This window comes from Enterobacter cloacae complex sp. OE43NF, assembly GCF_023544405.1.
In the GTDB taxonomy this organism is placed as follows: domain Bacteria; phylum Pseudomonadota; class Gammaproteobacteria; order Enterobacterales; family Enterobacteriaceae; genus Enterobacter; species Enterobacter cloacae.
Genome location: NZ_JAMJFW010000009.1, coordinates 69,175 through 81,675, shown reverse-complemented (window position 1 = coordinate 81,675; position 12,501 = coordinate 69,175). Strand labels below are relative to the sequence as shown.

Annotated in this window: 12 protein-coding genes; 3 read left to right on the top strand and 9 right to left on the bottom strand. The window is 57.3% G+C overall.

Annotated features, from left to right (window positions below; all coding sequences use genetic code 11):
* The 3 genes from secB (at position 1) to cysE (ending at position 2,384) form a co-directional block, all read left to right on the top strand.
* Positions 1-468: a protein-export chaperone SecB gene (gene secB / locus M8370_RS06410; protein WP_003860835.1), complete on the top strand. Its 468-nt coding sequence runs from the start codon at positions 1-3 to the stop codon at positions 466-468.
* On the top strand, positions 468-1,487 hold the full coding sequence (gpsA, locus tag M8370_RS06405; protein ID WP_020686508.1) for an NAD(P)H-dependent glycerol-3-phosphate dehydrogenase: 1,020 nt from the start codon (positions 468-470) through the stop codon (positions 1,485-1,487). The genes secB and gpsA overlap by 1 nt, the downstream gene beginning before the upstream one ends.
* A gap of 75 nt (positions 1,488-1,562) precedes the next feature.
* Positions 1,563-2,384, top strand: coding sequence for a serine O-acetyltransferase (cysE, locus tag M8370_RS06400; protein WP_013094922.1), 822 nt, complete (start codon positions 1,563-1,565; stop codon positions 2,382-2,384).
* Here cysE and trmL read toward each other — a convergent pair.
* From trmL to M8370_RS06355, 9 genes are all read right to left on the bottom strand, one after another.
* Positions 2,381-2,854 (bottom strand): tRNA (uridine(34)/cytosine(34)/5-carboxymethylaminomethyluridine(34)-2'-O)-methyltransferase TrmL, encoded by a 474-nt coding sequence (gene trmL, locus M8370_RS06395; RefSeq protein WP_013094923.1) that lies wholly within the window; start codon positions 2,852-2,854, stop codon positions 2,381-2,383. The two genes, cysE and trmL, sit on opposite strands and share 4 nt — an antisense overlap.
* 45 nt (positions 2,855-2,899) lie before the next feature.
* Complete coding sequence (locus tag M8370_RS06390; protein ID WP_020686509.1) at positions 2,900-4,240, bottom strand: MFS transporter; 1,341 nt, start codon at positions 4,238-4,240, stop codon at positions 2,900-2,902.
* A gap of 181 nt (positions 4,241-4,421) precedes the next feature.
* Positions 4,422-5,609: an FMN-dependent L-lactate dehydrogenase LldD gene (gene lldD / locus M8370_RS06385; RefSeq protein WP_013094925.1), complete on the bottom strand. Its 1,188-nt coding sequence runs from the start codon at positions 5,607-5,609 to the stop codon at positions 4,422-4,424.
* On the bottom strand, positions 5,606-6,379 hold the full coding sequence (gene lldR / locus M8370_RS06380; protein ID WP_020686511.1) for a transcriptional regulator LldR: 774 nt from the start codon (positions 6,377-6,379) through the stop codon (positions 5,606-5,608). Before lldR ends, lldD begins: the two co-directional genes overlap by 4 nt.
* Positions 6,376-8,031 carry an L-lactate permease gene (gene lldP, locus M8370_RS06375; RefSeq protein WP_023621174.1) on the bottom strand — a complete coding sequence of 552 codons (1,656 nt, stop codon included), beginning with the start codon at positions 8,029-8,031 and terminating at the stop codon, positions 6,376-6,378. Before lldP ends, lldR begins: the two co-directional genes overlap by 4 nt.
* Before the next feature lie 264 nt (positions 8,032-8,295).
* Positions 8,296-8,658 carry a YibL family ribosome-associated protein gene (locus tag M8370_RS06370; protein ID WP_023621173.1) on the bottom strand — a complete coding sequence of 121 codons (363 nt, stop codon included), beginning with the start codon at positions 8,656-8,658 and terminating at the stop codon, positions 8,296-8,298.
* A 58-nt stretch (positions 8,659-8,716) separates the two neighbouring features.
* Complete coding sequence (mtlR, locus tag M8370_RS06365) at positions 8,717-9,307, bottom strand: mannitol operon repressor MtlR (RefSeq protein WP_013094931.1); 591 nt, start codon at positions 9,305-9,307, stop codon at positions 8,717-8,719.
* On the bottom strand, positions 9,304-10,452 hold the full coding sequence (gene mtlD / locus M8370_RS06360) for a mannitol-1-phosphate 5-dehydrogenase (RefSeq protein ID WP_013094932.1): 1,149 nt from the start codon (positions 10,450-10,452) through the stop codon (positions 9,304-9,306). The genes mtlR and mtlD overlap by 4 nt, the downstream gene beginning before the upstream one ends.
* Before the next feature lie 102 nt (positions 10,453-10,554).
* On the bottom strand, positions 10,555-12,462 hold the full coding sequence (locus M8370_RS06355; protein WP_020686515.1) for a PTS mannitol transporter subunit IICBA: 1,908 nt from the start codon (positions 12,460-12,462) through the stop codon (positions 10,555-10,557).
* Positions 12,463-12,501 lie beyond the last annotated feature (39 nt).

Below are 12,501 nucleotides of genomic sequence, written 5' to 3'. Positions count from 1 at the left end.
ATGTCAGAACAAAACAACACCGAAATGACTTTCCAGATCCAGCGTATCTACACCAAGGATGTCTCTTTCGAAGCGCCAAATGCGCCACATGTTTTCCAGAAAGATTGGCAGCCAGAGGTTAAACTTGATCTGGATACCGCATCAACCCAACTGGCTGATGACGTGTATGAAGTCGTACTGCGTGTGACCGTGACCGCCTCTCTGGGCGAAGAAACTGCATTCCTGTGTGAAGTACAGCAGGGCGGTATCTTCTCCATCGGCGGTATTGAAGGCAACCAGATGGCGCATTGCCTGGGTGCATACTGCCCGAACATCCTGTTCCCGTATGCGCGTGAATGCATCACCAGCCTGGTTTCTCGCGGTACATTCCCGCAACTGAACCTTGCGCCAGTTAACTTTGATGCGCTGTTCATGAACTATCTGCAGCAGCAGGCTGGCGAAGGTGCTGAACAACATCAGGATGCCTGATGAGCACTGTTAATGCGTCAATGACTGTGATCGGTGCCGGCTCTTACGGCACCGCTCTTGCCATCACGCTGGCAAGAAATGGTCACGAGGTGGTCCTGTGGGGCCACGACCCAAAACATATCGCAACGCTGCAGCACGACCGCTGTAACGTGGCGTTCCTTCCTGACGTTCCGTTCCCTGACTCCTTGCACCTGGAAAGCGACCTTGCGACCGCGCTGGCAGCCAGCCGCAATATTTTGATTGTGGTGCCGAGCCATGTGTTTGGCGACGTGCTACAGCAGATCAAGCCGCTGATGCGCCCGGATGCACGCATTGTGTGGGCAACGAAGGGACTGGAAGCCGAAACCGGTCGTCTGTTGCAGGACGTTGCCCGCGAAGTGCTGGGTACCGAGATCCCGCTGGCGGTTATCTCCGGCCCAACGTTTGCCAAAGAGCTGGCCGCAGGCCTGCCAACGGCAATCTCGCTGGCCTCCACGGATCCTGTCTTTGCGGACGATCTTCAGCACCTGCTGCACTGCGGCAAGAGTTTCCGCGTCTACAGCAACCCCGATTTTATCGGCGTGCAGCTGGGCGGTGCGGTGAAGAACGTCATTGCTATTGGCGCCGGGATGTCCGACGGCATTGGCTTTGGTGCCAATGCACGTACTGCGCTGATCACCCGTGGGTTAACCGAGATGTCCCGTCTCGGGGCGGCACTGGGTGCCGATCCGGCCACCTTTATGGGGATGGCGGGTTTAGGCGATCTGGTGCTGACCTGTACCGACAACCAGTCGCGTAACCGCCGCTTTGGCATGATGCTCGGTCAGGGCATGGATGTAAAAGGCGCGCAGGAGAAGATTGGTCAGGTGGTTGAAGGCTACCGCAATACCAAAGAAGTCCGCGAATTGGCGCACCGTTTTGGTGTCGAAATGCCAATAACCGAGGAAATTTATCAGGTATTGTATTGCGGAAAAAATGCGCGCGAGGCAGCATTGACCTTATTAGGCCGTGCGCGCAAGGACGAGCGCAGCAGTAACTAGTCGGAACCATTGTCACCTGAATGACCCAGCCAGCGCAGAACTGGCTGGTCATTATACTATCGTCTGGAGTAAGCAATGCCGTGTGAAGAACTGGATATCGTCTGGAATAATATTAAAGCCGAAGCCCGGGCGTTGGCCGACTGTGAGCCGATGCTGGCCAGTTTCTACCATGCAACGTTACTCAAGCACGAAAACCTCGGTAGTGCCCTGAGCTATATGCTCGCCAACAAGCTGGCGTCTTCAATCATGCCCGCCATCGCCATTCGTGAAGTGGTGGAAGAGGCCTACGCCGCAGACCCGGAAATGATCGCCTCTGCCGCCTGTGATATTCAGGCCGTGCGCACGCGTGATCCGGCGGTCGATAAATATTCTACGCCGCTGCTGTACCTGAAGGGTTTTCATGCCTTACAGGCGTACCGCATCGGCCACTGGTTATGGAAGGAAGGCCGCCGCGCGCTGGCAATTTTCCTGCAAAACCAGGTTTCTGTGACCTTCCAGGTTGATATTCACCCGGCGGCCAAAATTGGCCGGGGGATCATGCTCGACCATGCCACCGGGATTGTTGTCGGTGAGACGGCGGTCATTGAAGATGACGTGTCGATCCTGCAGTCGGTTACCCTGGGCGGTACCGGCAAAACCAGCGGCGATCGCCATCCGAAAATTCGTGAAGGGGTGATGATTGGCGCGGGTGCCAAAATCCTCGGCAATATCGAAGTGGGCCGCGGCGCGAAAATCGGCGCGGGCTCTGTGGTGCTGCAGCCCGTGCCGCCGCACACCACCGCCGCTGGCGTACCGGCGCGCATTGTCGGTAAGCCAGACAGTGATAAACCATCGATGGACATGGATCAGCACTTCAACGGCATTCACCATACGTTTGAGTATGGTGACGGCATTTAACTTCTGAGAATGGCGCCCGGATACCCCAGCTGGCGCCAGGCTTCATACACCACCACGGACACCGCGTTCGACAGGTTCATGCTACGGCTGTCCGGCATCATCGGAATACGGATTTTCTGCTCAGCGGGCAGGGCGTCCAGAATCGTGGCCGGCAGGCCGCGGGTTTCCGGACCAAACATCAGATAGTCGCCTGCCTGGTAGCTCACGGCGCTGTGCGCGGGCGTGCCTTTGGTCGTCAGGGCAAACATGCGCTCTGGCTTTTCGCTTTCCAGAAACGCGGCGTAATCATGATGGCGAACCACCGCGGTAAATTCATGATAATCCAGCCCCGCACGACGCAGGCGTTTATCATCCCACGTAAAGCCCATCGGCTCGATAATATGCAGGCGAAATCCGGTGTTGGCGCACAGGCGGATAATGTTGCCGGTATTAGGCGGAATTTCTGGTTCGAATAAAACGATGTTAAGCATGCTGCCCCCTTAATTGCGGGGGCAGCATAGCAGAAATGACGGGCACTACGCGACGCCGGGTTCCTGTGGGCGGCAGCGCAGCATTTTATAGACGGTGGCACCTGCAGCCACCAGCGCGGGCAGGCTGAGGATCATCAAAATACTGTCTGCCTGCCACTGCATGGAGAGAAGCTGCGCGCTGGTCATGGTACCCGCCACGCCACCAAAACGGCCAATTCCCTGCATCCACGCGATACCCGTCGCGCGGCATTCTGTTGGGTAGAAGGTGGCGGCCAGGGTTTGCATCCCTGATTGCGCGCCGTTCATGGCGATCCCCATCAGGAAAATCAATCCGCCAAACAGGGCGATGTGATTATGCTCCATGCCGAGCAGCAGGATGAGCGCCATGGTCAGCATAAACCCACCTGCCACCACCCTGTGCGCCTCCCAGCGGTCCATCATCCACCCGGCGAGAAGAATGCCTGCGGTACCGCCGAAGGTGAACAGCGAGGTGAGCCAGGCAGATTCCGCCAGCGGATAACCCATCCCCAGCATCAGCGTCGGCATCCAGCTCAGCAGGACGTAATAAATCACCAGCCCCATAAAGTAGGTCACCCACAGCATCAGGGTGCCGGGCAGCCAGGGCATAGAAAACAGCTGTGCCACGCTCCCTTTCTTAGACGCGACCCGCTCCTCCGCCAGGAAAAAGCCGGTCACGCCATCCAGCGTGCCGCGGGCGAAGCGGCTGGCGATACGGCGGATCTGCATCACGTCTCTTCCACGCTGAACCAGAAACTTCACCGACTCCGGCAAAAACAGCGCCAGCAGCAGCGTCAGGATCAGCGGGGCAATTGCGCCGGTCAGCAGTACGCTTCGCCAGCCGTGGTGAGGAATCAGCCAGGAGGAGATTGCCCCACCGCCCGCCGCGCCCAGAGGAAAACCGCAGTACATGGTATTGATCGCCATGGCGCGACAGCGCTTAGGGGCAAACTCTGAGATCAGCGTGATGGCGTTAGGCATTGCCGCACCCAAACCCAGGCCGGTGAGAAATCGCCACAGCGTCAGGGTGTTCAGGGTTTGCGCCCAGGCGGCGCCCAGGCTTGCAAGACCAAAGAATAAACACGAAAAGACCAGCACGCGCTTGCGGCCCATCCGGTCCGATACCGGACCTGCGATCAGCGCACCCAGCGACAGTCCCAGCAGCGCGGCACTCAGTACCGGCCCCAGATCCTGTTTGTGGATCCCCCATTCTGCCGAGAGCGTCGGGGCAATGTAGCCCATTGCCGCTGTATCGAAACCATCGATTGCCAGCACCAGAAAGCCCAGCACAATGAGTAGCCAGTGAAACCATGAAAAGGAACTGTCGTCGATTACCTGCTGAATATCCACCTTACCTGAATAGGCCATACGCTCCTCTCTGATGTGATGTTGTTTTTGTGTTCTTGTATTTGCTTGTCTATACAATTGCGTGTGGCGGGGGATGTCAAATATTCTTATCTAATATGTTATCTAGATGTTATTTACGACACAAAAACGCGCCCGATGGAGGAGATCGGACGCGTGAGTAAGGTAGGTTAAGGGGAGGGGGTCAGGCCGCGTCTCCGTGGGTAAGCGGTGCCAGAGCCGCAGGGATCTTGCTCAGCTCCTGCACCAGAGAATCCTTGCTGATCTCGCCGATTGTTTTCGCCCCGGTGAGAGTCATTGCAACCTTCATCTCTTTCTCAATCAGGTTGAGCAGGTTTGCTACCCCTGCCTGGCCGCTGGTGGCCAGCGCGTAAAGGTAAGCGCGTCCCAGCAGTACGCTGTCGGCACCCAGCGCAATCATTCGCACCACGTCCAGCCCGTTACGAATACCGCTGTCGGCGAGGATAGCGATGTCGCCTTTAACCGCATCGGCAATCGCCGGAAGGGCGCGTGCGGATGAGAGCACGCCATCGAGCTGACGTCCGCCGTGGTTCGAGACCACTATCCCGTCTGCGCCAAAACGCACCGCGTCGCGGGCGTCGTCCGGGTCGAGGATCCCTTTGATCACCATTGGGCCGTCCCAGAATTCGCGGATCCACTCCAGGTCTTTCCAGGAGATGGACGGATCGAAATTGTTCGCCAGCCAGCCGATGTAATCTTCCAGCCCGGTAGGTTTACCGAGATAAGCCGAGATGTTACCCAGATCGTGTGGACGGCCATTCAGGCCCACGTCCCACGCCCACTGCGGATGTGTTACCGCCTGCCAGTAACGACGCATAGCAGCATTCGGGCCGCTCATGCCGGAGTGGGCATCACGGTAGCGCGCGCCGGGGGTGGGCATATCAACGGTAAAGACCAGCGTGGAACAGCCCGCCGCTTTGGCGCGCTCCAGCGCGTTACGCATAAAGCCGCGATCGCGCAGGACGTACAGCTGGAACCACATCGGGCGCTTGATGGTCGGGGCGACCTCTTCAATCGGGCAGACAGACACGGTGGAGAGGGTAAACGGGATGCCTTTGGCATCCGCCGCGGCTGCGGCCTGCACTTCACCGCGACGGGCGTACATGCCACACAGCCCGACCGGGGCAAGCGCTACCGGCATGGAGAGCGTTTCGTTAAACAGTTTCGTCTCAAGGCTCAGATCCGACATATTCTTCAGCACGCGCTGACGCAGAGCCACCTCCGACAGATCTTCCACGTTACGGCGCAGGGTATATTCGGCATAGGCCCCGCCGTCGATATAGTGGAACAGGAACGGCGGCAAAATACGCTGCGCCGCGGCGCGGTAGTCACTGGCTGCTGAAATAATCATGCTTTGTTCTCCCTGGATATATCACTGTCGCCAGGCAGACGGGTAATACGCGCCTGTCGGGCCTGATCTTCATCAAATCGTTTAATGGTGGTGTGGACGAAGCCCAGATGCGCCATCATCGCCTTGCGTGCGGCCTCGGCATCACCGGCCAGAATGGCGTTGAGCACCGCCTCGTGCTGTTCGGTCAGTTGAGCAAAGACCGGCGGGACCAGATACATGCGCTGGCGGCTCTGCTTCACGGAGGATTGCAGCAGGTCGAAAAAACCGCGCATGGTCTGGAGCAGCACCACGTTGTGCGACGCCTCGGCAATCGCCAGGTGAAAGCGGACATCCGCCTGCGAAGCGATATCCGGGTCGCTGCTTTGCGTGGCGTCGAAGCAGGCCCTGAGCTTCTCTTTGTCGGCTTCGGTTGCCCGCATGGCCGCATGCCAGGCGGTACTGGTTTCGATAGCGTGACGGGCTTCGAGGATGTCGAAGCTGTAGTCCGGGTCATTCTCCATCAGGGTTTTGAGCGGCTGGACGATGTTTTGCTCGGACCAGTCGTCATGTTGCCAGCGCACAAAGGTGCCGCCGCCGCGACGGCTTACCAGTACTCCTTCGCTGACCAGCGTCGCCAGCGCTTCACGCAGGGAATTGCGCGACACGCCAAGCTGGGCGGCGAGTTGACGTTCAGCGGGCAATTTCATGCCCGCTTCCAGCTGTTGTTCTTCAATCAGCGCCCGCACGCGAGAGGCAATCTCGTCGGACAGGCGTCTGGGCATGACTATCATGGGATCATCCAGGTTAAGACATAGGCCTGCAGGGTGGTGATCACCCCGACCATGCAGGTGAATATCAGGCTGTGTTTCACGGTAAAACGGAACAGGTCGGACTCTTTACCCACCAGCCCTACCGCCGCACAGGCAATGGCGATGGACTGTGGAGAGATCATCTTCCCGGTCACGCCGCCGGTGGTATTCGCGGCCACCAGCAGTACGTCAGAGACGCCAATCTGCTGAGCCGCCGTCGCCTGCAGGGCGGCGAACAGGGCGTTAGACGAGGTATCTGAACCGGTCAGGAACACCCCCAGCCAGCCGAGGAACGGCGAGAAGAAGGTGAAGGCGTGGCCGGTATGGGCCAGCGCCAGTGCCAGCGTTGATGACAGGCCGGAGTAGTTCGAGATAAACGCGAACGCCAGTACCATGCCGATGGAGTAGATCGGCAGCATCAATTCTTTAATGGTCGCCGCAAAGGTCTGTACCGCGGCGGCCGGCTTCATGCGCAGCCACACCACAGAAAGGAGTGCGGCAAACAGGATGGCCGTGCCGGTGGCGGAGAACCAGTCAAACTTAAATACCGCCGCGTACGGCGTGGCGTCGTGCACCACTGGCGGCATACGGGCGACCATCTTGTCGAGGAACGGCACGGAGATGTTAATCACCATGTCGTACAGCGCACCGCCCGGGGCAAACAGGGCCTTAAACGGCGGGATGCTCCACAGCGTTACCGTGGCGGTCAGGAACAGGAACGGTGACCAGGCGCGAACGATCTGCCCGGCGGTATAGCCCGTGCGGGCGAGCGTCTGATCCACGTGCGACGCGCCCATATCGGCAAAGCGGAAGATGCGCACAGGCTGCCAGCGTTTCAGGAACAGCGTCAGACAGACCAGCGACACCAGGGAAGAGATAATGTCCGGCAGCTCCGGGCCAAGGAAGTTCGAGCTGAGATACTGGGCAATCGCGAACGAACCGCCCGCCACCATCACCGCAGGCCAGGTCTCCTTCACGCCGCGCCAGCCGTCCATAATCGCCATGATCCAGAACAGCACGATAATGGTCAGGAACGGCAGCTGGCGGCCAACCATCTGACCAATCTCGAAGCTGTCCAGGCCAGTCACCTGGCCTGCGACCAGAATCGGAATACCCATCGCACCAAACGCCACCGGCGCGGTGTTGACGATCAGGCAAAGACCGGCGGCATAGAGCGGGTTAAAGCCCAGCCCGACCAGCAGCGCGGCGGTGATTGCCACCGGCGCACCAAACCCTGCCGCCCCTTCCAGAAACGCCCCGAAGGAGAAGCCGACAATCAGCATCTGCAGGCGCTGGTCCGGCGTGATGGAGAGAATCGACGAGCGAATGATGTCGAACTGCCCGGTTTTGACTGAGATTTTATAGACAAAGACTGCGGCGATGATGATCCACGCAATCGGCCACAGGCCATAGAAGAAACCGTAAACAACGGATGCCAGCGCGCGATCGATCGGCATTTTGTAGAAGAACAGCGCCACCAGTAGCGCGATGGCGACGGTATACGTCGCGGCGAGGTAGCCCTTCAGCTTGAGCTTAATCAGCGCAAAGAAGAAGAACAGGATCGGCAGCGATGCGATCAGGCTGGACAGCCAGATATTCCCGGCCGGGTCGTAGTTTTGTTGCCAGAGGCTCATGCAGGTCTCCTGGGGACCAGACAGCCTATGCTGCGGGTGAGTCTCCGCTCATCTCTGCGTCACAGTCTGTGTAAAAGTGGTCCTGCCAATATTGTGTTGTAGGGGTAATGACAACAAATGGTTAACCAGATGTTATGGGCTGGCAATGGTTTTGTGAGCGGAAATAATGGATTTGTGAACCAGGGAAGAAAGAAAGGGGGAATTGGTTGGGCCAATTAAAAGCAGGGTGGGGCCTGATGCCCTCACCCACAGAGAGGGGAATAATCAGAACGCCGTCTTACAAAAACCCGTCATCTCTTTCAGGCCCATCTCGCGGCCAAGCTCGGTCATCGGGTGGACCACCACCAGACCCCGTACGCTTTTCTTCAGCTTGCCCATATCGGCCTGCTCTTTTTTGGTAATGGCGCGGCGGTGCGGCATATTCATCAGCTTCTGCGCTTCTTTACTCAGCTTCTGGCTTTTCACTTCGCGCAGGCGCTCGATCTCCGCTTCCAGCTTCGCGGTCTCTTTCTCAAGCTCGGCGTACTTCTCGGCGGAGTCTACCAGCGAGAGACCGGCCATCTGATGGCGGATCAGATCCAGGCGGTCGCTCAGGCGTTTAATTTCGTTCTTTTCGACTTCTTTCATGACAAATAACTCTGAAAACGGGGAATTTAGAGGGAAGGATACACCAATGTGAGCAGGCTTACTTCTGAAACGCTTTTTTTAAGCTGATTCGGGAAATCAGCTCAGTCAGGGAAAGAACCATCGTGGAACGGACAACCTGTTGATAACGCAGCTTTTGCATGGCGTACAGTTCCGGGTCGCTGTTATCAAAATGGGGGGCAGGGGGGAGCGCGGTAACGCAATGCAGCTCGCCGAAGGGGCCAAGGATCTCGTCATCGGTAAAGGTGTACTCATTACCGTCATGATTGAGCTCTTCGCGCAGCGCCATCAACAGCTCCGCATCTTCATACTCTTGTCGGTTCAGCACGCCAAGACCATAAATCAACTTCAGACGCACGGATAAATCGCCCAGCGGTCCGTCGCCGTCCAGTAACGGTTCTACAGCATATTTTACCGCGTAGTCGTCTTTGCGAAACACCTGAAGTACCAGGATATTCACCGCCTCGGTTAACAACTCGACGGCGGTAATCAGGAAACTTCGTACGGTTTTGCCAGCATTCAGACGCTCAAGCACACGATTTTCAAAGGCCTGGGTTTGTTCCATTATTGCCTGCATATCTGACAATCTGTAATCAGGGCGCAGGATCACCTGCGCCTCACTGTGCATCATTTGGTTGCGTTATATGCGTTAACCGCCTCCGCAACCACGTCGCTGTTGGCGTCCAGACCGGAAATCTGCGCCAGCGCAGCCTGTGCGCCCTGGTCATCAATCAGCTGAGCCAGCTCCTGCGCCTGCGGATCCTGCTCGCTGCGGTAGTGCATCGCGGCGGCAATCCCTTTCACCAGGTTGGCGTGCGGCAGGCCGTATTCCAGCGTACCCAGCAGCGGCTTAATCAGGCGATCGCCCGCGCTCAGCTTACGCAATGGCTGGCGGCCCACGCGCTCAACGTCATCTTTCAGATACGGGTTTTCAAAACGACCGAGGATTTTCTGGATGTATGCTGCGTGTTTATCAGCATCAAAACCGTAGCGTTTGATCAGCACCGCGCCGCTCTCTTCCATTGCCCCTTTTACCACCGCGCGGATCTTCTCGTCGAGGATCGCATCACGAATAGTCTGATGACCGGCCAATTTTCCGAGGTACGCGGTTATAGCATGACCCGTGTTCAGCGTGAAGAGTTTACGTTCCACAAATGCCATCAGGTTATCCGTTAATTCCATACCTGGAATGGTCGGCAGCGCGCCTTTAAATTGGGTTTTGTCCACGATCCACTCGCTGAAGGTTTCTACCGTCACTTCCAGCGGGTCGTTAGTTGCAGATTCTGACGGCGGAACGATACGGTCAACGGCAGAATCCACGAAGCCAACGTGCGCTTCAACCCAGGCTTTGTCTTCGTCCGCAACGGCGGCCAGAACGTGGCCTTTCAACTGCGTGGTGCCACGCACCATATTTTCACAGGCAATGATGTTCAGCGGGGTATCAATGCCCTGCGCTTTACGTTTTGCCAGACCTTTTGCGACCGCAGGCGCGATGCGCTCAAGTACCACCGGGCCCACCGCGGTGGTCACCAGGTCAACGCTGGCGATGAGGTCGATAACATCGTCGCCAATGCTGCTTACCGCGTTGACGCCAGAGACCGTTTCAACCTGCTCGTTTTCTCCCACCACGTGTACCTGGTAGCTATGACGGGCATTCAGGGCATCCAGAACGACCTGATTCACATCGGCGAATGTCAGCGTAATGCCCGCGTCTGCCAGCAGTTTGCCGATAAAGCCACGACCGATATTACCTGCGCCAAAATGTAATGCTTTCATAGTGTTAACCTTTATCAATGTTTTTACCCGAGAGGGCTGGGGTGAGGAACGTTTACCCCTCACCCTAGCCCTCTCCCCTAAGGGGAGAGGGAAGATACGCTGTTATTTGTTGAGGAGTGCCAGCACTTCTTCAACGCTTTCAGTCTGTGCCAGACGCTCGATGACGGACTCATCATCCAGCGCGTTGGTCAGGCTGGTAATCACCTGGATGTGCTCGTTATTGCGAGCGGCGATACCAATCACCAGGCGGGCAATGTCGTCTTCTTCTTCACCGAAGCGCACGCCATCAGGATACTGGCAGAACACCACGCCGGTTTTGAGCACGCGGTCTTTCGCTTCCACCGTACCGTGCGGTACCGCGATGGATTCGCCCAGGTAGGTTGGCGTCAGTTTTTCGCGTTCCAGCATCGCGTCGACATATTCAGGCTGAACGTAGCCGCCTTTCACCAGCTGCTCACCGGCAAAGCGAATTGCCTCTTCTTTGGTGGCTGCGGTACGACCGAGGAAGATGTTCTCCGCGCCCAGCTTAAACAGGTGAGCATTGCTCTCGTCAAAGCTGTCCTGCAGGCTGGTCCGCACTTTCACTTCGTTGTCTTCGTGACGCTGTGCGGCCACCAGACGTTCAGTCAGGCTGGTGTACAGGCCGCTGTCGAGGAAGTTGGTCAGCGAAATATGCTGTGCCTGCGGTACCTGGCGCATGGCGCGTTCGGTCAGGTCACGGTGCGTAATCACCAGGTCAACATCCGGTGGCAGGCTGTTAATGGCGCTGTTGGTCACTGAGATATTGGTCAGGCCTGCATCCTGCACTTTCTTACGCAGCACGCCGGCACCCATTGCGCTGGAACCCATACCGGCATCACAGGCAACGATGATTTTACGCACGTGGCTCAGGTCGTTAGAAACATCACCCGCTGACAGCGGCGTTGCGCCTTTGGACTCGGCTTTCATGTCGTGCATACGACGGGTGGCCGCTTCGATATCGTCATCTTCTTTCACTTTGCTGGTTTTCAGCAGGATAGAAGCGACCACGAAGGAGACCGCCATTGCCGCACAGATAGCCGCGATGTTAGCAAAATAGGCACCTTTCGGCGTCATTGCCAGTACCGCCAGGATAGAGCCCGGAGACGCTGGAGAAACCAGACCACCGTTCAGCACGCTCAGAGTGAACACACCGGTCATACCGCCGAGGATAACGGCCAGGATCAGACGTGGGTTCATCAGCACGTACGGGAAGTAAATTTCGTGAATACCGCCCAGGAAGTGAATGATAGCCGCACCGCCAGCAGACTGCTTCGCGCTGCCGCGACCAAAGAACATGTACGCCAGCAGAACGCCCATACCCGGACCCGGGTTCGCTTCAATCAGGAAGAAGATGGACTTGCCGAGGTCATGAGACTGCTGAATACCCAGCGGTGAGAAGATACCGTGGTTGATGGCGTTGTTCAGGAACAGGATTTTCGCCGGTTCAACAAAGATAGACGCCAGAGGCAGCATGTCGTGCGCCACCATGAAGTTAACGCCCGCCGCCAGAATCTTGGACAGGACTTCAACTGCCGGGCCAATGCCGAGGAACGCCAGAATCGCGAGGATCATCCCGATGATGCCCGCAGAGAAGTTGTTCACCAGCATCTCGAAGCCGGATTTGATTTTGCCATCAACCCAAACGTCGAATTTCTTAATCGCCCAGCCACCCAGAGGACCGGCGATCATCGCACCGAGGAACATCGGCATATCCGCACCGACGATAACACCCATGGTTGTGATGGCACCCACTACGCCACCACGGTCACCGCCCACCAGACGACCACCGGTATAACCGATGAGCAGCGGCAGCAGGTAAGTAATCATTGGGCCAACAAGTTTCGCCAGCGTTTCGTTAGGCAACCACCCTGTCGGAATGAATAATGCAGTGATGATACCCCACGCGATAAACGCGCCGATATTTGGCATCACCATATTGCTGAGGAAACGACCAAAGCTTTGAACTTTGATCTTGAAATCGGATGACATAAAACACCCCTTCTTCTGTTTACGCTTAGGCTTGCGGCC

What these genes read in the sequence shown, in the direction of transcription:
- secB (WP_003860835.1), top strand. Translation starts at nt 1, where the DNA reads ATGTCAGAACAAAACAACACCGAAATGACTTTCCAGATCCAGCGTATC.
- gpsA (WP_020686508.1), top strand. Translation starts at nt 468, where the DNA reads ATGAGCACTGTTAATGCGTCAATGACTGTGATCGGTGCCGGCTCTTAC.
- cysE (WP_013094922.1), top strand. Translation starts at nt 1,563, where the DNA reads ATGCCGTGTGAAGAACTGGATATCGTCTGGAATAATATTAAAGCCGAA.
- trmL (WP_013094923.1), bottom strand. Translation starts at nt 2,854, where the DNA reads ATGCTTAACATCGTTTTATTCGAACCAGAAATTCCGCCTAATACCGGC.
- M8370_RS06390 (WP_020686509.1), bottom strand. Translation starts at nt 4,240, where the DNA reads ATGGCCTATTCAGGTAAGGTGGATATTCAGCAGGTAATCGACGACAGT.
- lldD (WP_013094925.1), bottom strand. Translation starts at nt 5,609, where the DNA reads ATGATTATTTCAGCAGCCAGTGACTACCGCGCCGCGGCGCAGCGTATT.
- lldR (WP_020686511.1), bottom strand. Translation starts at nt 6,379, where the DNA reads ATGATAGTCATGCCCAGACGCCTGTCCGACGAGATTGCCTCTCGCGTG.
- lldP (WP_023621174.1), bottom strand. Translation starts at nt 8,031, where the DNA reads ATGAGCCTCTGGCAACAAAACTACGACCCGGCCGGGAATATCTGGCTG.
- M8370_RS06370 (WP_023621173.1), bottom strand. Translation starts at nt 8,658, where the DNA reads ATGAAAGAAGTCGAAAAGAACGAAATTAAACGCCTGAGCGACCGCCTG.
- mtlR (WP_013094931.1), bottom strand. Translation starts at nt 9,307, where the DNA reads ATGATGCACAGTGAGGCGCAGGTGATCCTGCGCCCTGATTACAGATTG.
- mtlD (WP_013094932.1), bottom strand. Translation starts at nt 10,452, where the DNA reads ATGAAAGCATTACATTTTGGCGCAGGTAATATCGGTCGTGGCTTTATC.
- M8370_RS06355 (WP_020686515.1), bottom strand. Translation starts at nt 12,462, where the DNA reads ATGTCATCCGATTTCAAGATCAAAGTTCAAAGCTTTGGTCGTTTCCTC.